The sequence below is a fragment of the Streptococcus sp. HMSC064H09 genome, from assembly GCF_001812625.1.
In the GTDB taxonomy this organism is placed as follows: domain Bacteria; phylum Bacillota; class Bacilli; order Lactobacillales; family Streptococcaceae; genus Streptococcus.
On record NZ_KV809593.1, the window covers coordinates 46,586 to 69,273 of the forward strand.

Annotated in this window: 21 protein-coding genes; 15 read left to right on the forward strand and 6 right to left on the reverse strand. The window is 38.0% G+C overall.

What is annotated here, in order from left to right; genetic code table 11:
• Positions 1 to 9: 9 nt before the first annotated feature.
• From cps2T to radC, 10 genes are all read left to right on the forward strand, one after another.
• Positions 10 to 1,158: a beta 1-4 rhamnosyltransferase Cps2T gene (gene cps2T / locus HMPREF2867_RS07420; protein ID WP_070576809.1), complete on the forward strand. Its 1,149-nt coding sequence runs from the start codon at positions 10 to 12 to the stop codon at positions 1,156 to 1,158.
• Positions 1,155 to 2,111, forward strand: a complete 957-nt coding sequence (locus HMPREF2867_RS07425; RefSeq protein ID WP_070576811.1) for a glycosyltransferase family 2 protein — start codon at positions 1,155 to 1,157, stop codon at positions 2,109 to 2,111. Before cps2T ends, HMPREF2867_RS07425 begins: the two co-directional genes overlap by 4 nt.
• Positions 2,095 to 2,904: an ABC transporter permease gene (locus HMPREF2867_RS07430; RefSeq protein WP_014634840.1), complete on the forward strand. Its 810-nt coding sequence runs from the start codon at positions 2,095 to 2,097 to the stop codon at positions 2,902 to 2,904. The genes HMPREF2867_RS07425 and HMPREF2867_RS07430 overlap by 17 nt, the downstream gene beginning before the upstream one ends.
• Complete coding sequence (locus HMPREF2867_RS07435) at positions 2,904 to 4,109, forward strand: ABC transporter ATP-binding protein (RefSeq protein WP_002891458.1); 1,206 nt, start codon at positions 2,904 to 2,906, stop codon at positions 4,107 to 4,109. The genes HMPREF2867_RS07430 and HMPREF2867_RS07435 overlap by 1 nt, the downstream gene beginning before the upstream one ends.
• Positions 4,110 to 4,129: 20 nt before the next feature.
• Positions 4,130 to 5,176, forward strand: a complete 1,047-nt coding sequence (locus HMPREF2867_RS07440; RefSeq protein WP_070576814.1) for a glycosyltransferase family 2 protein — start codon at positions 4,130 to 4,132, stop codon at positions 5,174 to 5,176.
• A complete protein-coding gene (locus tag HMPREF2867_RS07445; RefSeq protein ID WP_070576817.1) occupies positions 5,173 to 6,954 on the forward strand; it encodes a rhamnan synthesis F family protein in 1,782 nt (593 codons plus the stop codon). The genes HMPREF2867_RS07440 and HMPREF2867_RS07445 overlap by 4 nt, the downstream gene beginning before the upstream one ends.
• Entirely contained in the window at positions 6,951 to 7,877 is a 927-nt protein-coding gene (locus tag HMPREF2867_RS07450) for a glycosyltransferase (protein ID WP_014634836.1), read from the forward strand. Before HMPREF2867_RS07445 ends, HMPREF2867_RS07450 begins: the two co-directional genes overlap by 4 nt.
• Before the next feature lie 80 nt (positions 7,878 to 7,957).
• Complete coding sequence (locus HMPREF2867_RS07455) at positions 7,958 to 9,316, forward strand: DUF2142 domain-containing protein (RefSeq protein WP_141751003.1); 1,359 nt, start codon at positions 7,958 to 7,960, stop codon at positions 9,314 to 9,316.
• A gap of 17 nt (positions 9,317 to 9,333) precedes the next feature.
• Positions 9,334 to 11,328: a DUF7657 domain-containing protein gene (locus tag HMPREF2867_RS07460; RefSeq protein WP_070576819.1), complete on the forward strand. Its 1,995-nt coding sequence runs from the start codon at positions 9,334 to 9,336 to the stop codon at positions 11,326 to 11,328.
• A 46-nt stretch (positions 11,329 to 11,374) separates the two neighbouring features.
• A complete protein-coding gene (radC, locus tag HMPREF2867_RS07465; protein ID WP_070576821.1) occupies positions 11,375 to 12,061 on the forward strand; it encodes a RadC family protein in 687 nt (228 codons plus the stop codon).
• A 57-nt stretch (positions 12,062 to 12,118) separates the two neighbouring features.
• Here the strand turns inward: radC and HMPREF2867_RS07470 are convergent, their stop codons facing one another.
• From HMPREF2867_RS07470 to HMPREF2867_RS07495, 6 genes are all read right to left on the reverse strand, one after another.
• Entirely contained in the window at positions 12,119 to 12,814 is a 696-nt protein-coding gene (locus HMPREF2867_RS07470; protein WP_014634832.1) for a gamma-glutamyl-gamma-aminobutyrate hydrolase family protein, read from the reverse strand.
• Positions 12,807 to 13,466, reverse strand: a complete 660-nt coding sequence (locus HMPREF2867_RS07475; RefSeq protein WP_037611833.1) for a redox-sensing transcriptional repressor Rex — start codon at positions 13,464 to 13,466, stop codon at positions 12,807 to 12,809. Before HMPREF2867_RS07475 ends, HMPREF2867_RS07470 begins: the two co-directional genes overlap by 8 nt.
• A gap of 141 nt (positions 13,467 to 13,607) precedes the next feature.
• Positions 13,608 to 13,955 carry a DUF1831 domain-containing protein gene (locus HMPREF2867_RS07480; RefSeq protein WP_070576824.1) on the reverse strand — a complete coding sequence of 116 codons (348 nt, stop codon included), beginning with the start codon at positions 13,953 to 13,955 and terminating at the stop codon, positions 13,608 to 13,610.
• A 1-nt stretch (position 13,956) separates the two neighbouring features.
• On the reverse strand, positions 13,957 to 15,069 hold the full coding sequence (locus tag HMPREF2867_RS07485) for a cysteine desulfurase family protein (RefSeq protein ID WP_070576827.1): 1,113 nt from the start codon (positions 15,067 to 15,069) through the stop codon (positions 13,957 to 13,959).
• A 3-nt stretch (positions 15,070 to 15,072) separates the two neighbouring features.
• Entirely contained in the window at positions 15,073 to 16,044 is a 972-nt protein-coding gene (locus HMPREF2867_RS07490; RefSeq protein ID WP_002884482.1) for a ribose-phosphate diphosphokinase, read from the reverse strand.
• A 273-nt stretch (positions 16,045 to 16,317) separates the two neighbouring features.
• Positions 16,318 to 16,893 carry a CYTH domain-containing protein gene (locus HMPREF2867_RS07495; RefSeq protein ID WP_002886838.1) on the reverse strand — a complete coding sequence of 192 codons (576 nt, stop codon included), beginning with the start codon at positions 16,891 to 16,893 and terminating at the stop codon, positions 16,318 to 16,320.
• A gap of 95 nt (positions 16,894 to 16,988) precedes the next feature.
• Between HMPREF2867_RS07495 and HMPREF2867_RS07500 the strand changes: the two genes are divergently transcribed.
• From HMPREF2867_RS07500 to HMPREF2867_RS07520, 5 genes are all read left to right on the forward strand, one after another.
• Positions 16,989 to 17,663, forward strand: coding sequence for a GTP diphosphokinase (locus tag HMPREF2867_RS07500; protein ID WP_070576830.1), 675 nt, complete (start codon positions 16,989 to 16,991; stop codon positions 17,661 to 17,663).
• Entirely contained in the window at positions 17,635 to 18,471 is an 837-nt protein-coding gene (locus HMPREF2867_RS07505; RefSeq protein ID WP_064521038.1) for an NAD kinase, read from the forward strand. The genes HMPREF2867_RS07500 and HMPREF2867_RS07505 overlap by 29 nt, the downstream gene beginning before the upstream one ends.
• Entirely contained in the window at positions 18,468 to 19,364 is an 897-nt protein-coding gene (locus HMPREF2867_RS07510) for an RluA family pseudouridine synthase (protein ID WP_070576833.1), read from the forward strand. The genes HMPREF2867_RS07505 and HMPREF2867_RS07510 overlap by 4 nt, the downstream gene beginning before the upstream one ends.
• 13 nt (positions 19,365 to 19,377) lie before the next feature.
• The gene (gene pta, locus HMPREF2867_RS07515; protein ID WP_070576836.1) at positions 19,378 to 20,361 is read left to right on the forward strand and encodes a phosphate acetyltransferase; all 984 of its coding nucleotides are present in this window, start codon (positions 19,378 to 19,380) and stop codon (positions 20,359 to 20,361) included.
• Between the two features lie 235 nt (positions 20,362 to 20,596).
• On the forward strand, positions 20,597 to 22,567 hold the full coding sequence (locus HMPREF2867_RS07520; RefSeq protein WP_070576840.1) for a peptide ABC transporter substrate-binding protein: 1,971 nt from the start codon (positions 20,597 to 20,599) through the stop codon (positions 22,565 to 22,567).
• The last annotated feature ends 121 nt before the right edge of the window (positions 22,568 to 22,688 follow it).

Consider the following 22,688-nt stretch of genomic DNA (forward strand, 5'->3'; position numbering starts at 1 on the left):
AGGGGATTTATGCAACACGTATTCATCATCGGAAGTCGTGGACTTCCAGCAAAATACGGTGGTTTTGAGACATTTGTAGATCAATTAGTCTCCAACCAAGTTTCATCCCAAATTAAATACCATGTTGCCTGCCTTTCTGATAAAAAGGCCTATGAGCATTTCGAATATAAAGGTGTAGATTGTTTCACGATTAAGGCCCCCCAATTAGGACCTGCTCGCGTTATTGCCTATGATATGATGGCTATTAATTACGCTTTGAAGATAATCCGTAAGGAAAATATAAAAGAACCAATTTTCTATGTTTTGGGAAATACTATAGGTGCCTTTGTGGCTCCCTTTGCTGGTAAGATTCATAGAATTGGTGGTAAATTCTACATTAATCCAGATGGTTTGGAGTGGAAGCGAGCTAAGTGGCCCAAGCCAGTACAAGCTTATCTAAAGTATTCTGAGAAAGTAATGACAAGACATGCTGACTTGGTTATCTCGGATAATCCAGGAATTGAAACTTATATTCAAGATGCCTATCCGTGGTCTAAGACAACTTATATTGCTTATGGAACAGATTTATCACCGACAACACTAACAAATCAGGATGCTAAAGTTAGAGATATTTACAAGACATGGAATACTTACGAGAAAAATTATTATTTGATTCTTGGACGTTTTGTTCCAGAAAATAATTATGAAACGGCTATTCGTGAGTTTATGAGTTCCTCAACAAAACGTGATTTAATTATTATTTGTAATTATGAGGGCAATGCTTATTTTGAGGAATTGCGTTCCAAAACACAGTTTGATACGGATCCACGTGTGAAGTTTGTTGGAACAGTTTATGATCAAGACCTATTAAAATATATTCGCAAAGAAGCTTTTGCCTATATTCATGGTCACGAAGTTGGAGGAACCAACCCTGGCTTACTGGAAGCTATGGCACAAACTGATTTGAATTTAGTATTAGGTGTCTCATTTAACCGGTCAGTAGCTCAAGATACAGCTCGTTATTGGGAAAAAGATGAAGGCAATCTGTCGCATTTGATTGATCAAGTAGATGACGTTTTAGATTACTCTGAACTAGGTAAGTTAGCTAAGGAGAACATGAAACAGAACTTTACTTGGAAAAAAATTGTAGGTCAGTACGAGGAGCTATTTTTATCATGAAAGTAAATATCTTACTGTCAACCTACAATGGTGAGCAGTATTTAGCGGAACAAGTTAAGAGTATCCAAGAGCAAACCTATCAGGAGTGGGAACTTCTCATACGTGACGATGGTTCATCTGATGGAACAGTCGAACTTATTAAACAACTGGCTACACGAGACTCACGTATTCGCTTTATTAATGAGAATCATGTTGAGAATGTTGGTGTTATCAAAAGTTTCCACGCACTTCTTAAGTATAGTAAGGCAGACCTATATTGTTTCAGTGACCAAGATGATTTTTGGCTTCCTGAAAAGATCTCACTTCAAGTGACAGAAGCAAAAAAGTATTCTCAGGATAAACCTCTACTCATTTATACTGATTTAAAGGTAGTGGATGAAAATCTATCTGTCCTTCATGATAGTATGATCCGCACCCAGTCCGATCATGCGAATACTGAGCTGATTCAAGAGTTGACTGAAAATACAGTTACTGGTGGCGTTGCTATGATTAACCATGCTTTAGCGGAACTATGGACTGGTGAGGAAAAGCATGATTTACTGATGCATGACTGGTATCTAGGTTTGCTAGCTTCTGCCTTTGGTAACTTAGTCTATATTGATGAGCCAACTGAGCTCTATCGTCAACATAGTAGTAATGTCCTTGGAGCTCGAACTTTGCGAAAGCGGATGAAAAATTGGGTTAGACCCCATATCCTTTTTGCCAAATATTGGAGTCTTATCAAAGCTAGCCAAGATCAAGCTAGAAATTTGCTGGAACTCCCGTTAAGTTCACAGAATAAGGAAATCATTGAAAACTTTGTAACAATTATGGATGCTCCATTTAGAGAACGTTTAGCACGTATTCGAAAATACGGTTATCGAAAAAATAGAGCATTTCACACAATTGTGTTTACGACATTGATTCTTACAAAGTTTGCATATAGAGGAGAGAAAGATGTTAGACTTTTTTAGTCAGAAAAATCGTATTTTGTTACGAGAAATGGTTAAAACCGATTTCAAATTGCGCTATCAAGGTAGTTTAATCGGTCATTTGTGGTCTATTTTGAAACCACTTATGCTCTTTACAATTATGTACCTGGTATTTGTTCGCTTCTTACGTTTTGATGATGGCACACCACATTACGCCATTGGTCTCTTAATCGGTATGGTTACATGGAGTTTCTTTTCAGAAGCGACGAGTATGGGGATGATGTCAATTGTATCAAGGGGTGACTTGTTACGAAAATTGAATTTTTCAAAAGAAATTATTGTTATTTCATCAGTTGTTGGAGCTTCAATTAACTATGTGATTAACCTCCTTGTTGTCTTTGTTTTTGCCTTGGTAAACGGTGTTAATTTTTCATTAGGCTGGTTGACAGTTATTCCATTGTTTGCTGAACTCTTCCTTTTCTCAGCCGGTATTGCCTTTGTCTTAGCAACGCTCTTTGTTAAGTACCGTGATATTGGTCCAATTTGGGAAGTAGTTATGCAAGCTGGTATGTATGCGACACCTATTATCTATTCGTTGACATTTATTTTGCAACGTGGACAAGTTAAGATTGCAAAACTGATGATGTTGAATCCTTTAGCACAAATTATTCAGGACTTGCGACACTTTATTGTCTTCTCAGGTAGCTTGCGTGGTTGGGATTTAATTGGTCATAAAGCTATTGCTATTATTCCGTATTTCCTACCACTTGTTATCTTTGCTATTGGTTACTACATTTTCCATCATCAAGCTAAAAAATTCGCGGAGATTCTCTAATGACAGAAAAGAAAATTGCAGTTAAAGTGGACCATGTAAGTAAGTTTTTCAAATTACCGGTTGAGTCTACTCAAAGTCTTAGAACTGCCTTAGTAAATAGATTTAAAGGAATCAAAGGCTATAAAGAACAACATGTTTTGAAGGATATTGACTTCGAAGTTGAGGAAGGTGATTTCTTCGGAATTGTGGGACGAAATGGTTCAGGAAAGTCGACATTATTGAAGATTATTTCTCAAATTTATGTTCCTGAACAAGGGACGGTTACAGTAAATGGTAAAATGGTTTCATTTATTGAACTTGGTGTCGGATTTAATCCTGAATTAACTGGACGTGAGAATGTTTATATGAACGGAGCAATGCTTGGCTTTACGACAGCAGAAGTGGACGCCATGTATGATGAGATTGTTGAGTTCGCAGAACTTGAAGATTTCATGAACCAAAAACTCAAGAACTACTCGTCTGGTATGCAGGTCCGTTTGGCTTTCTCTGTGGCTATCAAGGCACAGGGTGATGTTCTTATCCTTGACGAGGTTCTTGCAGTAGGTGATGAGGCTTTCCAACGTAAGTGTAATGACTACTTTATGGAACGTAAGAAATCAGGGAAAACAACAATTCTTGTAACTCATGATATGGGGGCTGTTAAGAAGTACTGTAACAAGGCTATTTTAATTGAGGATGGATACATTAAAGCCAAAGGCGAGCCAAGAGACGTTGCCAATCAATATAGTTTTGACAATACAGAACAAGTAATCACTTCAGAACAATCAGGAATTGAAAGAAGTGGTTCGCTTGTGGAAAATCTGAAGCTATCACTGTTGTCTTCTAAGAGGGCTACACCAAATGAACCAATTTCATTTGATTTGACGTATACTTTGCTAGAAGATGTGCCTACTTATATTGCTATCTCATTTACAGATATTGATCGTAATATTTGGATTTACAATGATAATACGATGGACAACTTAACAAGTGGCAAGGGTGATGTTAAAGTAAACTACCAGTGCTCACTGGCAGGGTTAAACGATATTAAGTTAAAACTCGAAATTACTGTAAGGGATGCGAATAACCAAGTTCTAGCCTTTCTTCCGGCTGATGAGATTCCAGTTATTGTTCTTAATAGGGATGATATTGATGAAGATGACGAGTCAGCCAAAGATTCTGCAACTGGTATTATTCAAAGAAATGGGAAGTGGAGTTTTTCTTAAGAGAAAAAAGGGAAGTTTGAATGAAAGTATCGATTATTTGTACCAATTATAATAAGGGGGATTGGGTACGAGAGGCTATAGATAGCTTTCTCAATCAGAAAACAAATTTTGGTTTCGAGATTATTATCATTGATGATGCTTCGACAGATTATTCGTATGAGATTATTCAAGAATATCAAAATAAGTTTCCTGAAAAAGTTAGAACTTTTCGTAATGAAGTGAATCTTGGCATTACTAGAACTTGGAAAAAAGTTTGCCAAGAAGCTAAGGGTCAGTACATCGCGAGATGTGATAGTGATGATTTTTGGACGGACCCATTAAAACTTCAAAAGCAAGTTGATTTGCTAGATGCTTCAACAGATTCACTATGGTCAAATACCGAATTTGACATGGTAGACCTAGACGGAAATCTTATCCAAAAAGATGCTTTTGCTAATAAGGCACTCCCTTTAATTGATTCTTACGAAGAGATGCTTGTCATGAAAGGAATGACAATGGCTTCAACCTGGTTGGTTGATACCACTCTTATGCAAGATGTATCTGCTCAAATTAGCGATACAGCCGCAGACGATACATTTGAGTTGCAACTTGAATTATTCAAACGCACTAAAATTTCTTTTTTGAGTGATTCCACTACTGTATATCGTATGAATTTGGGATCTGATTCAAAACCTATGACATTGGAGACTGCTGAAAGGCGGTTCACAGGTATCTTAGATTCTCAAATTAAATATCTCAACAAATATCCAGATCAGGATATTCAAAGAATTTCACACTTAGCGCTTGTTAAGGATCGTGATTTGGATATCTTAGTTTTTAAAAAAGATCGTCAGATAGAAGACTTGAATTTGAAATTAAATCAAGTATCACAGATTTCTCATGACCAAAACGAGTATATTGAAGTTTTGAAAAAAGAGAAAGAAGAGTTACGTTCTAATTTGACTAGTGAGTTGAATCGTATACAAAGTCTATATGATGACTTACAAATCCAATATAACAGTGTTGTTACTTCGAGAAGATGGACAATACCAACTAAAATTATTAATTTCTTTAGGAGAAGTAAATGAAACGTCTATTGCTTTATGTTCATTTCAATAAATATAATCATATTAGTCGACATGTATTTTATCAACTTGAACATATGAGACCGTTGTTTGATAAATTGGTTTTTATTTCAAATAGTCGTCTTAGTGAAAGTGAAGTACAGAAACTTCGTGATAAATACTTGATTGATGATTTTATCCAACGTGAGAATAAAGGTTACGATTTTGCTGCTTGGCATGATGGTATGGAATTTGTTGGATTTGATAACTTGAAACAGTATGATTCTGTCACTGTTATGAATGATACCTGTTTTGGTCCTCTATGGGATATGGCACCAATCTATGATAAATATGAATCAAATTCAAATGTAGATTTTTGGGGTATGACTAATCATCAAGGAATCAAGGCTGGTGATATTTATATTCATGAACATTTGCAATCTTACTTTATTTCATTTAAAAAACGTTTAGTTGAATCTAGTGTTTTCCAAAAGTTCTGGAAATCAGTTGAGAGTTTCGATGATGTTCAAAAGGTAATCGATAATTATGAAACTCTTTATACCAAGAAGTTTATGGATGCTGGATTTAAGTATGAATCGATTCTTAATACGATTCCACTAAATGATCAGTTTTTCCATAGTAATTTTACAATTCATTATCCTCATGTTTTGCTTGATGCAGGGGTTCCGTTTATTAAGGTTAAGACATTTGATTTAACCCAGCATCTTGCTCCTTATTTGCTTAAGGAAATCGAGAATAGAACAGACTATCCGGTAGAATTCATTTTGTCTCACATGTCAGATATGAGTTTACCGACTCCACCCTACTTGCTTGACCGCAAGGTTATTAAGGAAAGCTCAAAGCCATATTCAGACAATAAAAAGATTGCTGTACATCTTCATACCTACTATGTTGACTTACTTGAAGACTTTTTAAAGCAATTTGAGAATTTTAACTTTACTTATGATCTCTTCCTAACAACGGATTCAGAAGAGAAGAAGGAAGAGATTCAGTCTATCCTTGATAAGAATGGAAAAGTAGCTCGAATCTTTATTACTGGGAATCGTGGACGTGATGTTATTCCAATGCTTAAGTTGAAAGATGAACTTTCTGCTTATGATTATATTGGACATTTCCATACGAAAAAATCACCAGAATACCCTTATTGGGTTGGAGATTCATGGCGAAATGAACTTTTCTCAATGTTAATTCAACCTGCTGATAATATTATTGCAAATCTAGAACGTGATGATAGGTTAGGGCTTGTAATTGCTGATATTCCAACTTTCTTCCGTTATACTAAAATTGTGGATCCTTGGAATGAGAATCGTTTTGCCGAAGGAATGAATGATTTATGGGAGCGTATGAATCTTGGTCGAGAAATTGACTTTGATAAGATGAATACTTTTATCATGAGTTATGGAACATTTATTTGGTTCAAGTATGATGCTTTAAAACCATTGTTTGACCTTGACTTACAAGATGAAGAGATTCCAGCAGAACCAATTCCTCAACATACCATTTTGCATTCAATTGAACGTATTCTAGTTTACCTTGCTTGGGCAAGACGTTATGATTATGCCATTGCAAAAAACGATATCTATATTACGCCTTTTGTAGATAATGTTGTGTTAAATATCCGACCAGATACTTTACCAAATACCTATATTAATTTTGATAATATCGGTGGTATAAAAGGTGCTCTCAAATATATTATTGTAGGTCCAGGGACCGCTGTGAAGTACATTTTGAGAAGAATAAAGAGAAAATTTAAATCTAATAATATGAAGGAGAAATTATGACAGAAAAAATTGCGGTGCTTTTACCAGCTTACAATGAAGAAGTGACTATCCAAAAGGTTATTGCAGATTTTCAGAAGGTACTTCCAAATGCGGATATTTATGTTTATGATAATAACTCTAAAGATAAAACTAATGAATTAGCAAGAGAAGCAGGGGCGATTGTCCGTTTTGAACCTAGACAGGGTAAGGGAAATGTAGTTCGATCTATGTTCCGTGAAATTGATGCTGATTACTACATTATGGTTGATGCTGATGACACTTATCCCGCAGATGAGGTAGAAAAACTTTTAGAGCCGTTACGTTCAGGTATGGCTGATATGACCATTGGTGATAGATTATCAAATGGTACTTATGCTGAAGAAAATAAACGAGGTTTTCATGGTTTCGGTAATAATTTAGTCAGACTTCTAGTGAATAAATTATATAAGGGTAATTATCAAGATATTATGACTGGTTACCGGGGCTTTAATCGACTTTTTGTTAAGACCTTTCCAGTTCTTTCTCCTGGCTTTGAAATTGAGACAGAGCTTTCTATTCACTCATTAGATAAACGTTTTAAATTGGTCGAGGTTCCGATTACCTATCAAGATAGACCAGAAGGCAGTGAATCTAAGTTAAATACTTTCTCAGATGGTTTTAAAGTTCTTAAAATGATTTTTAACCTTTTTAAAGATTATAAACCTCTTTTGTTCTTTAGCTTAGTTAGTCTTGTATTATTTATTTTAGGTCTATGTGTAGGAATTCCTGTAGTAACTGAATTTGCTAAAACAGGATTAATTGCTAAGATGCCATCAGCAATTTTAGCAACGGGGTTGATGATTCTTGCCGCTTTATCTTTTATTGCAGGGTTTATTCTAGATACACTAGTAAGACAAAATAGAATGCAGTATGAGTTGAAAATCTACGACTTTTATAAGGATTGATAGAATCTATTATGGAAACGATAAAAGATAATTTTTTTAGTAGAAAAGGTTATAGTAATGTTGTACTCACGATCATTCTGATGGTTACTCTACTTACGGGATTAGTGTCTATTACTTTGAGGAGCCCTATGGTGGGATTAGATGAAATGGGGCATTACGCAAGGAGTATTGAACTTTCAAATGGTAATTTACTTAGTTTACAGGATGGGAATCCTGCACTTGCTGGAGGAAAAATTTCAAATACACAATATGAATTTATAGAAAAAGCTAAGCAAGTTCAATCGGGTAATTCTACTAAGTATAAAGCGACGGATAAAGATTGGTATCATAAATTTTCTTCAATTCCTTTTACTAATCAGAAAAGGTTTTATGTGAATACAAATACTGTTCCCTATACACCTTTTTCTTACTTACCATATGTTTTTACAGCTTATTTGTCGAAAATTATTGGAATAAAGCCTGTTACAGAATATTTGTTAATGAGACTTATTGGTTTCTTAACCTATTTTCTTTTGTTTATATTAGCTATCAAAATTACACCAGTTGGGAAGTTTACTTTAGCATTTATTTCTACTATTCCGACTGTAATAGTTAGTTGGACTAATATTTCTGCCGATGGTTATATGGTTGCAATCTCAGCTTTATTCTTTGCTGTAATATTGAGAGTGGTTTATTCCTTAAAGCAAGGAAAAAACATTACTTTAAATGATGTACTAGCTGTCTCGATTGTAACGATATTATTATCAATGGGAAAAATTCCAATATTCCTATATTTATTTTTGCTATTACCGCTTGCGTTCTTGCTTAAAAAAAGATCAAATTTTGAACATAAGGCATACTTTTATTTATTGCTTCTTTTTGGTCTTAGTTTTTTGGTAACTATATGGTGGGTACTGATTGTTAAGAACATTAATACAGGTGCTTATTTTGGTAGAAATGTAGATACGTTCAAGCAGTTGAGTTTTATCTTATCAGATATTCCAAGTTTTTTAACCTTACTTGTTCGTACATTATTGGGCTATAATTTTTTTGTATATACTATTGGGTATACGAATGATTTAGCTGTACATGCAATTCCAAAGTTGTTTACCTACTTGAGTGCTACAGCACTGGTATTATCAGTATTTGCTAAATACAATAGTCAAAACTATCTGAAAGCACCAAGAAATATTTATTTTAAGTTGTTTGAGATTTCAAAATATTTAATTTCTTTTGCTTTTATTGTTTCGGTATTTATCATACTTTACTTACAGTTCTCAGAAATTGGTAGTCATACCATTGATGGAGTTCAAGAACGATATTTTATCCCAATTTACTTCATTTTATTAAGCATAATTCCTAAACGAAAAATATCATCTGGATTATACCTGACTATAATTTCGTTATTGGCAATTTTACCAGCGATTTCTTACTGGTTAATTCTTTTTAATCAACTCTAGAAATGGAAAATAATTTTATGAAAAAAGCTCGTAGTTTGGGGATATCTTTTATCAAGTGGCGTTACGTAATCGCTCTATTTGCTCTTATTTGTTCAGTAAGTCTGAATCTTAATGGTAGTTCAATTGCTAATTGGAATAACTTTGGTGTTAGAGAAACCGTGTCAGGTGTTCAGTCTGAAACAAAGACAGTTGATGATTATCAAGGCTTTCAAAAATTAAAGTTATGGGTTCCATCACTGTATCGTACGGATGATACTATCATAGGTAGTCCTAGACCAATCAGATCTGATGAATGGTTAGTCCAAACACCTTTTTACTTATCTCAGGTAAAAACAGGAAATCATTTTACAAATAAATCCTATCAAGTTACAGGTCAGAATATGATGCTTGCTTATAATGTTTCATCCTGGCATATTTCAACGATAGGGAAACCATTTAACTGGGGATTTCTTTTCTTAGGAGCCTCTAGAGGGTTATCTTGGTATTGGAGTTTTAAAATTATAGCAATGCTACTATTAGCTTATGAATTTGCTATGATTTTAACCTCTAGGCGTAAGCTATTATCAGCTGTATCAAGTTTTTGGATAACTTTCACACCGACAGTACAATGGTGGTTCATGCAACATCTTGGCGATGTGGTATTCTTTTCATTATTGATAATGGTGTCTATATATCATTATTTTAACTCTGAAAAGAAAGTGTTCAAAATATTAATGGCAATAAATTTGATAATTGCTCTTATTGGGTTCCCATTAATTATATATCCAGCATTCCAAGTCCCATTTGCTTATATTATTCTATTATTTACAGTAATACAGTTTTTCAAGGCATTAAGAAATAAAAAGGTTACACTATTTGATGTGATTGTGATTACATTAACTTTATTTGTTTCGCTTACGATAGATGCATTGACCATTTATCAGAGTTGGGATGCAATATCAGCAACTCTTCATACTGTATATCCGGGAAAAAGAATTTCTGTTGGTGGGGAATATACTTGGAAAAATTTAAGTGATTTCTTATTTAATATCGTTCTGCCATTTAAGGCTCCTCAAGTAAGTAACCAAGTTGAACTATCAAGTTCATTTAATTTCTTACTTTACATACTCCTAATCTTGCCTTTTGTTATTAAAAGGAAAGATATCAATAAAAACATCTTTGGGATTGTCTTAGTAGTTTATTCACTAATGCTGATGCTTTATAGTATAGTTGGTATACCAACCGTACTATCTAAATTAACATTGTTTAGCTATGTACCATTTTCTAGGTCGTGGCAATCGATGTCAGTAATTGCAGTTTTTGCTTCGATATGGTTTATATCTTTTATATGGGATAAATTAGAGAGAGTAAAGTTAACTAAAATTTTACCATCTTTATTCATTGTCACTATACTCTACTTATACAGAGGACTAACAGATGATATCTATAAGAATTATTTAGGAAGGTTTACATCCGTTATTTTAATTGTGATTATGTTAATTGCTTTTATTTGTATTCTTTATAGAAAAAAACGTGTATTCTATCCTATTATGTTAGTCATTATAACTGTGAGTGGATTGACTGTTAATCCACTCACACATGGCATAGGTGCTATTGAAAATAAATTACTATCTCATGAAGTTGAAAGCATTGTAGGAAAAAATCCTAATGCGATTTGGATGTCTGATTCTACAAATCTCTATCACTTTGTTCAAATGTTTGGTGCTAAAAGTATAGATGGTGTTAGATTTTATCCCGATAGACAACTTATGTCTAAAATTGATAAGCAAAATCGATATGAAGATGTATGGAATAGATATGCACACTTAAAATATTCATTAACGAACGAGAACACATCTATGACTACACCAGTTCCCGATAATGTAAATATTAACTTAAATATAAATGAGTTAAAAGACTTAAATGTAAAATATATTTTGACAACTAGAGACTTAAATAAAGAATTTGGTTCGTCATTTACAGAGATTTATCAGGATAATGATAATAATAGAATCTTTGAATATTTGAATTAACTTCCCCCTCCCACTTACGAATAGGTAAGTAGGAGGTTTTTTTCTTATGTATAGTATTGTAGCTGAGGAGTCGGGGCTTTTGCCTCGTGAGCGTCTCTTACAGAAGGGAGCAGAGGTGTTGTCTGACCAGGAACTGTTGGCGATAGTGCTACGAACGGGGACTAGGTCTGAGTCGGTCCTATCTATGGCTAACCGTATTTTAAAAGGGATGACGAGTTTGGCGGATTTGTCTTGTTTGTCCTTGAATGAGCTTCAGAAAATTCCTGGTATTGGGCGTGTGAAATCCATTGAACTGAAGGCTATGGTGGAGTTGGCTAAGCGGATTGAGAAGGCTGAGTTGTCTCGTTCTGAGCAGATTATGTCCAGTCAGCAGGTGGCTCGTCGTATGATGTTGGATATTGGGGACAAGCCTCAGGAGCATTTGGTGGCTATCTATTTGGATACGCAGAACCGTATTATTCAGCAAAAGACGGTCTTTATTGGTGGGGTTCGCCGTTCGATTGCTGAGCCACGTGAGATTTTGCATTATGCCTGTCATCTGATGGCAACGTCTTTGATTGTGGTTCACAATCATCCGTCAGGTGAGGCCTATCCTAGTCGTAATGATATTGATTTTACGCAAAAGATTAAGCGGTCCTGTGACGACTTAGGGATTTGTCTGCTTGATCATCTGATTGTTGGCAAATCGACCTATTATTCTTTTCGTGAGGAGAGGGAGGATTTTGAGCTTTAGATTGAGCCGATGGAAAAAAGACAAGAGAAAAGCAACTGAGTGCAGTCTCAGTTGCTTTTAAAGTTCGTTAACGACGTATTCAAAGAGTTTGAGGTCTTCTTCACGTTTGTCTAGGAGAAGCTCTGGGTGCCACTGTACACCAAGAAAGCGAAGGTCTGGACTATTTGACTCAACAGCTTCGACTGTGTTGTCCTCAGGATCACGCGCAATGACACGAAGGTCAGAGGCCAAGTGTTTGATACTTTGATGGTGGAAGGAGTTGATAGAGGTTTCACTTCCGTAGATTTCTGCCAACTTACTGTTCTCATCAACAATCATCTCATGGTAGAGGTAATCAGACGGCTTGTCCTGCCAGTGATGCTCAATATCTTGATGGAGGCTACCACCTAGTGCGACGTTCATGAGTTGGGTTCCACGACAGATTGAAAAGATGGGTTTCTTCTGCTTAGTGGCTTCCTCGATGAGTGCCATTTCAAAGATATCCCGTTCGAGGAAGAAGTCATCTTCACTGGCATGGTTCTCTTCGTTGTAGAATTTAGGGTCAACGTTTTGCCCACCAATCAGGATAAGCTTATCAATCATGGAGATGTAGGTCTTGGCTTCCGAAGGATCGGATACTGGTAGTAGGATTGCTAGGCCACCGGCTCTTTGAACTCCTTCTACAAAGCCAGATGGGGCATAGGACCAGTTGATGTCTTCATGGGCTGGATTAGGCCTTACATTGGCAGTGATTCCGATAATTGGTTTAGTCATTGTTTCTCCTTGATTTTTCTTCTTCTTTCATGAAATAGAGTAGGGTTTGTAGTTCGCTAGTCAAGTCTACATATTGGACCACCACATGGCGTGGAAGATTGAGGTTGACCGGAGAGAAGCAGAGAATGCCTTCAATTCCAGCCTCAACCAAAAGATCAGCCACCTCCTGAGCCTTAACTGATGGCACTGTCAGGATGGCTGTTTTGATATCTTCTTGGGCAATCTTGTCCTTAATCTGGGAAATACCATAGATAGGAATCTTGTCCTCGGTTTGAGTTCCAACCAATTCGTTATCATCTGTATCAAAAGCCATGACCAGCTGCATGCGGTTACGCTCTTGAAAACGGTAGTGGAGGAGGGCACGCCCGACATTACCAACACCTACGAGGAGTACCTTGGTAGTCGCATTGTCATTTAGGAGTTCAGCGAAAAATGTCATCAGCTTGTTTACGTCATAACCAAAACCACGGCGACCTAGCTCACCAAAATAGGAGAAGTCACGACGAACAGTAGCAGGATCAATCCCAATCGCTTCAGCAATTTGTTTAGAGCTTGCTTTGTCGATATTTTCACGATGGAATCGTTTGAAAATACGATAGTAGAGAGAGAGACGTTTGGCAGTGGCGTTTGGGATGTTTTTCTCAAATGTCATTGATCGCTTTCCTTTCTTTAATTAGTATGATTCTCTTATATTTTAAGAAAAGTTTGTGAAGAATGCAACAAAATAGTGTAGATGAGGCGATATAAAAAACCTATCACATGGATAGGCTATTTCTATGTAGTAAGAAAAAATTTAGACTTCTTCTTGATCGAAAACGTTACGATCAACCAAACTCTGCATCAAGAAGTAGAATTTTTCTTGCAAGATGTGATGATCTTCATTTTTAAAGATATTAACGTTACGAAGGCCAGATTTGTCTGTGATAGACAATTTGAAGCCTGTCAAGTCTTTGTTAATAGTGATTTTGAGTGGGAAACCTTCGCCTGAGTTAGGCACTTTTTCGAGAAGGCGGTGCAACTCGTAGTTTCCGATTTTATTTTGCACAAAAGTCGTATCACGTAGAGTGAATTTTTTGACATTAGGACTGATGGTGTAACGGTACTTACAGTCAGTCAAATGAATGCTTTTTTCAAATGCCATGTTAGTCTCCTATGATTTGATTAAGTTTTTCTGCTATGGCCTGGAGTTCTTCAGCGGTATTTTCCTCTGATAAACTAATGCGAATGGCTGTTTTTAGCTTGTCAGAATCCTTGCCATAGAGGGCCTGGATGACATGACTTGGATCAACAGTTCCAGCAGTACAAGCAGAACCCGTTGAGACAGCAAAGCCTGCTAGGTCTAACAAGGTTAAGAGAGGTCCATTTTCCTTACCAGGAAAACTGATGTTGATGACGTGAGGTAGGCCAGGTCCTCCACCATTGATTTCATAAGGAATGGTAAGGGTGTATAGAAAGGCCTGACGAATCGTTTCAACATGCTGGTAATTGTCTTGGTAGTGGTCACTAGCATGCTTGTAAGCAGCAGTCATACCTGCAATCCCGACCAGATTTTCAGTGCTGGCACGGCGTTTTTCTTCTTGCTCACCACCGTGGAGTAGGTTGTCAAAATGCAAATCGTTATGATAGAGCAAGCCGACACCTTTAGGTCCGTGGAATTTATGGGCACTAATAGAGAGAAAATCGGCTCCAAGTTCCTCTGGGTGAATAGGAAGTTTTCCTGCTACCTGAACGGCATCGACGTGGAAGGCAGCTTGGTGATTGGCAAGCAAGTCACCAATTTCCTTAATAGGAAGCAATTGGCCAGTCTCATTATTGGCATACATAACAGAAACCAGAATGGTATCGTCACGTAAGGCATCAGCGATTTGTTGGGCAGTAATGACTTGGTTTTCTGGTTGAATATAGGTTACTTCAAAATCAAAACGCTCTTCCAAGTAGGCCATGGTGTGAAGGACAGAGTGGTGTTCAATAGCAGTTGTAATCAGGTGCTTACCTTTAGATTGATTGGCTAGGGCGTAACCTTTGATAGCTGTATTGTTTCCTTCAGTCCCACCAGAAGTGAAAATAAGCTTACGAGCAGGGACTTCAAAGTGTTTGGCCATTTCTTCACGGGCTTCACGAAGTTCCTTAGAAGCCTGTCGACCGTAAGCATGGAGGCTGGATGGATTCCCAAAGGTTTCAGTCATGACATGTGTCATAGCTGAAATAGCAGCAGTATTTAAAGGAGTTGTTGCCGCATTGTCCAAATAAACCATAGCTTAGTCCTCGTTTGCAGTGTAAGCAAAGAGTGGGCTAAGTGGTTGACGTTCGAAAATACGAGTAGTAGCGTTAGCGATTAGCTTACTTGCTGAAATGTATTTAACGTTTGTAGGAACTTTTTCTTTAGTTGCAACTGAATCTGTCACCAAGATTTCTTTAATTGGGGCAGCGTTGAGGACTTCAGCAGCACCTCCTGCAAAGAGACCGTGACTAGCTACTGCATAGATGTCTTTAACGCCACCACGTTCAAGGATTTTAGCAGCTTCAGCAAACGTTTTACCAGTGTTAAGGATATCATCAACCAAGATTGCTGTTTTTCCTTCAACCTCACCGATGATGTAGCCTTCTTCACGTTCTGAATCATCTTGGGCGTAGTCAATGATAGCGATTGGTGCATCAAGGTAGTCCGCCAAGCTACGAGCACGTTTAACACCCGAGTTTTTAGGGCTAACAACGACAACATCACTTCCTGTGAATCCTTTTTTGTTGTAGTATTCAGCAAACAAAGGCATTGTGAAGAGGTTATCTACTGGGATATCGAAGAATCCTTGAACTTGGACAGCGTGAAGGTCAAGCGTCAAGACACGATTGACACCAGCTTTAACTAGCATATTGGCAATCAATTTAGCAGTGATTGGTTCACGTGACGCAGCGATACGGTCTTGACGTGCATAACCAAAGTAAGGCATAACAACGTTGACAGAGTTAGCACTGGCACGTTTGCAGGCATCAATCATGATGAGCAATTCCCAAAGGTGGTCGTTAACAGGGTTGCTAGTAGATTGGATGATATAGATATCGTCCCCACGAACAGACTCTTCAATGTTGATCATGATTTCACCGTCAGAAAATTGACGTGAAGATACTTTACCAAGTGGCAATCCAGTAGCCTCAGCAATTTTTTCAGCAATTTCTGGGTTTGAGCTGAGCGAGAACAATTTCAATTGTGGGTTTGCTTTTTGATGTACCATGACGATGGTGACTCCTTTAAAAAAATAAGATGCTAAGCCCAGTTAGGGCTATTGTAATAAAACTACAGATAGTTCTATTTTAGCAAAAAGAAGCAGAAATTTCAGCCATCAAAGTATGATATTAGTGAAAAATACCGAACCTTTGTTAGATAAAACGCCTTTGTATGCGTTTTTAGAGAAATCTATTACCCTCTGAAGTTCTAAATACTTGTGGCATTTGAAGCTACATGTGTTTAAAATAAAAAAACAAGGAGCCAATTCCTTGTCTAAATTTTAGTCTTTGTCTCGTTTGAGGGTAGCTACAAAGCGTGCGACCTTACTCTTGGCATACTTAAAGTCAATGTTATTTTCTTTAAGAAAGGCATCAAAGTCGTCTTTACCTTTCTCAGCATCCGAAACTTCTAGTTCAAGCTCGTAGTCTTTCTTATCAGCATAGACATTGACATCAAGAGCCATGAGGCCGATGTTGGTCTGGTACTCGCGACGAGTTGTGGTCAAATGTCCGAGGATGGTTAGGTCCTCTAGTTTAACCCCGCGTTCTAAAAGAATGGATTTGATTTGACAATCAGGAAAGTCCAGCGATTTGGTCAAAGCCTTAGCATCCGCACAATCCATGGTAACGTTGTACTCCATGTTCCCGACTTTTTCAGGGATTTTCAAGGTCAGCTCACCATGAGTGGGAAGTGTCCTAATACGCAAAGACAACTTTTTATTTCTCATGTCACTCTGAGGAGTATCGATGTAGTAGTTTGTTTGCGTAACAGGTGTCACATGGGAGAAAAGCATCGCTAAACGATTGTATTCGTCTTTGGTGAGTAGAGTCTTGTACTCTATCTCTAAATGGTTCATGTGTGTCCTCCCTTGTGCTTTCAAATGTGGTATAATATAACAGATTGTATTTATTTTATAAAAAACTAAAGCTTTTGACAAGGAGGAGTCCTATCTTGACCATGGATTGGGAAGAATTTCTAGACCCCTATATTCAGGCCGTAGGTGAGCTCAAAATCAAGCTCCGAGGCATTCGTAAACAATTTCGTAAGCAAAATCGTCACTCGCCTATTGAATTTGTGACGGGACGTGTGAAGTCAGTGGCTTCCATTGAGGAGAAAATAGCCCTTCGTGGCCTTTCGGTTGAAAATTTGGCTCAAGATATGCAGGATATCGCTGGTCTCCGAGTCATGGTCCAATTTGTCGATGATGTGGATGAGGTTTTAGCTTTGCTTCGTCGCCGTAGTGATATGACCATTGTTTCAGAGCGTGACTACATCAGAAACCGTAAACATTCGGGTTATCGCTCTTATCATGTTATTATCTCTTATCCTGTTGATACCATTGATGGTCGTAAGGAGATTCTTGCGGAGATTCAGATTAGGACTTTGGCCATGAACTTTTGGGCCACCATTGAACATTCCCTAAATTACAAGTATCAGGGGAACTTTCCAGAGGAAATTAAGCTTCGCTTGGAAAATACCGCCCGCATGGTTTATGAACTTGATGAAGAAATGCGTAAGATACGTGATGATATTAGAGATGCCCAGTTGCTCTTTGATCCAATTAACAGAACTTTGAAGGATAGTGTAGGAAATAGTGATGACACAGATGAAGACCTCTTCGGATGAGATGAAGGTAGCTATTATTGCCAATGGCAAACCCCAAAGTAGGCGTGTTGCCTCGAAACTTTTTAATGCCTTTCGAGATGATCCTGATTTTTATTTGACCAAGAAAAATCCAGATGTGGTCATCTCAATTGGAGGTGATGGCATGTTACTATCGGCCTTTCATATGTATGAAAAAGAGCTTGCTCGTGTGCGTTTTGTAGGGATTCACACGGGTCACCTAGGCTTTTATACGGATTATTTGGACACTGAAGTAGATCAATTAATCGAGACGCTTCGAAAAGACAGTGGTGCTAAGATTTCTTACCCTCTTTTGAATGTCAAATTGACCCTGGCTGATGGGCGTTCTTTTACGTCGATTGCCCTCAATGAAGCAGCCATCAAGCGTAATGAGAAAACCATGGCAGCAGATGTTTGCCTTAATGATGTCTTGTTTGAGAGCTTCCGTGGTGACGGGCTGTCGGTGTCAACGCCTACAGGATCAACGGCCTACAATAAATCTTTAGGTGGTGCGGTCCTTCATCCTACCATTGAAGCCTTGCAACTGACTGAGATTGCCAGTCTTAATAATCGTGTTTATCGTACCTTGGGTAGTCCCCTCATTGTGCCTAAGCATGAGAAGATTACGGTTTATCCTACCCGAATGGGAAGTTACACTCTATCCGTTGATAATAAAACCTATACCAACCGTAATGTGAAGAAGGTAGAATTCTCAATTGACCAACGTAAGATTTCCTTTGTGGCTAGTGCCAGTCACACCAGTTTCTGGGAACGCGTACGTGATTCCTTTATCGGAGACATGGAAGAATGAGATATGAGTTTACAGTAGGGCGTTCTTGTCGTGTCAAGACCTTTTTGAAGGAGCACGATATTTCTAAAGGACTACTGGCCAAGATTAAGTTTGAGGGCGGTCATATTTGGGTCAATGGCGAGGAGCAGTTTGCGACGTATCCTGTTCATGAAGGAGACGTGGTTGCCATTGAAATCCCTGATGAGGCACCGCACGAGACCTTGAAGCCTATCCCTTTTGACTTGGATATTGTCTATGAGGATGATAACTTCTTGGTGATTAATAAACCCTATGGCTATGCCAGTATTCCAAGTGTTAACCATGATAATACCATGGCTAATTTCGTTAAACATCACTTCGTTAGCAACAATTATCCTAACCAGCGTGTGCATATTGTGACACGTCTGGATAAGGACACGTCTGGTCTCATGCTGTTTGCTAAGCATGGTTATGCCCACGCGCGTATGGATAAACAGTTGCAGCAGAAGTCTATTAAGAAGCATTACTATGCCTTGGTTGAAGGTGATACAAAACTTGAGGAGCAGGGTGAAATCATTGCACCGATTGCGCGTGATGTAGATTCTATTATTACACGTCGGGTTCATAAATCGGGGAAATATGCCCACACTAGCTATCGCTTGGTAGCTGATTATGGTAGGGTTAAACTGGTTGATATCAATCTTCATACCGGACGTACGCACCAGATTCGCGTCCACTTTGCCCACTTAGGACTTCCCCTTTTGGGAGATGATCTTTATGGTGGTTCTCTAGACTATGGTATTGAGCGCCAGGCCTTGCATTGTCACCGTCTTGCCTTTATTGATCCTTTCACCAAAAAAGAGATGGTCCATGCATCTTCCTTGACAGATGATTTTGAAACCGTTATCATGAGTTTACAAACTAAAAAAGATTGATTGAGGATTTTTTATGCGTAGTCTATTTGGTGAACTTCGTGAACGTATTGCAGGGAAAGGAATTAAGATTGTTTTCCCTGAGGGGAACGACGACCGTGTGGTTCGTGCTGCTGCCCGTTTGAAATTTGAAGGATTGGTGGATCCTATTATTTTGGGAGACCCAGTTGAGGTTCACAAAATCTTGAGCGATTTTGGCTTTGCAGACTTTAACTATACGATTATTAATCCTGAAGCCTATGAAGGTTTTGAGGAAATGAAGGAAAAATTTGTTGAGATCCGTAAAGGAAAAGCAACGATCGAAGATGCAGAGAAGTTGCTTCGTGATGTTAACTATTTCGGTGTTATGTTAGTTAAACTTGGTCTTGCTGATGGAATGGTTTCAGGTGCCATTCACTCAACAGCGGATACGGTACGTCCTGCCCTTCAAATTATCAAAACAAAACCAGGCATTTCACGTACATCAGGTGTTTTCCTTATGAACCGTGAAAATACCGATCATCGTTTGGTATTTGCCGACTGTGCCATCAACATTGAACCAAATGCTCAAGAATTGGCAGAAATTGCAATTAATACTGCTGAAACAGCTAAAGTTTTTGGTATTGATCCTAAAGTGGCCATGCTCAGCTTCTCAACAAAGGGTTCTGCTAAATCGCCAAAAGTTGACAGGGTTGTTCAAGCAACAAATATTGCCAAAGAAATGCGTCCTGACTTGGCTATTGATGGGGAGTTGCAGTTCGATGCAGCCTTTGTTCCAGCAACAGCTGCCATTAAGGCTCCAGATAGTAATGTAGCGGGACATGCTAATGTCTTTGTCTTCCCAGGTTTGCAAGCAGGTAACATTGGATATAAGATTGCCCAACGTTTGGGAATGTTCGAGGCTATCGGTCCAATCTTGCAAGGTCTTAATAAACCTGTTAACGACCTTTCTCGTGGGGCTAGTGCTGAAGATATTTACAATTTGGCGATTATCACAGCTGCTCAAGCTCTTAATGGCTAATTTTTACTTAGAAACAGAGGTTTAACCTAGGTGTTAGGCCTTTTTGTTTTATGCATGACTGGTGATTAAAAATAAATCAATTGAAGTAGCTAGAAGTCCAGGAAATACAAGGGATTGCTGAGTTTTCGTGTTTTATCAGGTGCAATAATTGTGCAAAATAGTCTGATAATGACTCCTTTTCTTGATTATTTATGCTATAATGAAAGAGTAAAATTTTATTTTTTGGAGAAATCTTATGAAAAAAAGCAAATGGTTAGCCCTTGCGGGTGTGGCACTCCTCAGTGTAGGTGCCTTAGCGGCTTGTTCATCTAAGTCAAGCACTAGTGGAACGACTTATGGTTATATTTATAACTCAGATCCTGAAACATTGGACTATATCACGTCAAATACTGGACCTACTAAGACTGCTGTAACTAATGGTGTAGATGGTCTTATGGAAGCAGATAAATATGGAAATCTTGTTCCTTCAGTAGCTGAAGATTGGTCTGTCTCTCAAGATGGTCTTACCTATACCTATAAAATCCGTAAGGGTGTTAAATGGTACACTTCAGATGGTGAAGAGTATGCTGATGTGACTGCTAAGGACTTTGTGACTGGTCTTAAGCATGCGGCTGATTCCAAAGCTGGAGCCCTCTATTTGGTACAAGATTCTATTGCAGGCTTGTCTGACTACCTCTCTGGTGCCAATAAAGATTTCTCAAATGTAGGTGTCAAAGCAATCGACGATCACACATTGCAATATACCCTTAAAAAACCAGAACCATACTGGAATTCTAAGACAACCTATGGTTTGCTCTTCCCGGTTAACGAAGACTTTCTTAAGAATAAAGGAAAAGATTTTGGTAAGTCAACAGACCCAACATCTATCCTTTATAACGGTCCTTTCCTTCTTAAATCTTTGACAGCTAAATCATCTATCGAGTTGACTAAGAATGAGAATTATTGGGATAAGAAGAACGTGCATTTCGACGCTATCAAATTGTCATATTATGATGGTTCTGACCAGGAGGCTCAAGAGCGTAGCTTCTCAGATGGTGCTCTCAGCATTGCACGTGTATTCCCTATGAGCTCTAACTATGCGTCAGTAGAAAAGAAATATAAAGATAATATTTATTACACAGCACCAGGTGCGTCTACAGCAGCTATTGGTGTGAATATTGATCGTCAAAGCTATAAATTCTCAGCTAAGAAGACAGATGCTGAAAAGACATCAACTAAGAAGGCTCTTCTAAACAAAGACTTCCGTCAATCAATCAACTTCGCTATTGATCGTACAGCTTATCAATCTCAAGTTAATGGTAAAGATGGGGCAGCTCTTGCTCTACGTAACCTCTTTGTTCCTTCTGATTTTGTCAGTGCAGGTGATAAGACCTTCGGTGACCTTGTGACAGAGAAAATGAGCACTTACGGTGATGAATGGTCTGGTGTCAATTTTGCGGATGGTCAAGATGGTCTCTACAATGCGGAAAAAGCTAAGACTGAGTTTGCCAAAGCCAAAGAAGCTCTTCAAGGTGAAGGTGTTCAATTCCCAATTCACTTGGACCTTCCAGTTGATCAAAGTTCTAAACTTAATGTTGCTCAAGCTCAATCATTGAAACAAACGATTGAAAAATCATTGGGCAGTGAAAATGTCGTTATCGATATCAACCAGTTGTCATCTGATGATATGCAAAATGCTACTCTTAATGCGGCTAATGCGGCAGCAGAAGACTGGGATATTTCAAACGGTGTGGTTTGGGGTCCAGACTATCAAGATCCATCAACTTACCTTGATATCTTTAAGACAACTTCAAGTGAAAATACCAAGACTTTCATGGGTTATGATGATCCAAACAATGCGGCCGCAGCCCAAGTAGGTCTTAAAGATTATGATGCCTTGCTTGATTCAGCAGCTTCAGAAACAACAGACCTCAACGCTCGTTACGACCGTTATGCTCAAGCTCAAGCTTGGTTGGAAGATAGCTCACTTGTCATTCCATTGACTGTTGGTAACGGTGCAGCACCAGTTATCTCACGTTTGACACCATTTACGGGTGCTAGCATGCAAGTGGGTGATAAGAACTCATCAGACTACTTCAAATATGTGAAACCACAAGAAAAAGTAGTTACTAAGAAAGAATATGAACAAAGTCGTGAAAAATGGCTTAAAGAAAAGAAAGCATCTAACGAAAAAGCTCAAAAAGATCTTGAGAAACACGTTAAATAGTATTCTTGAGAAAAAGGCAGTTAGCCTTTTTCTTTTCTCCCAAAAGGGCTAATTCCTAGTGTTTATAAGGGGTATAATTGTGAGAAAGTCAGTATAAGACAAAATATTCTGAAAATTGTAC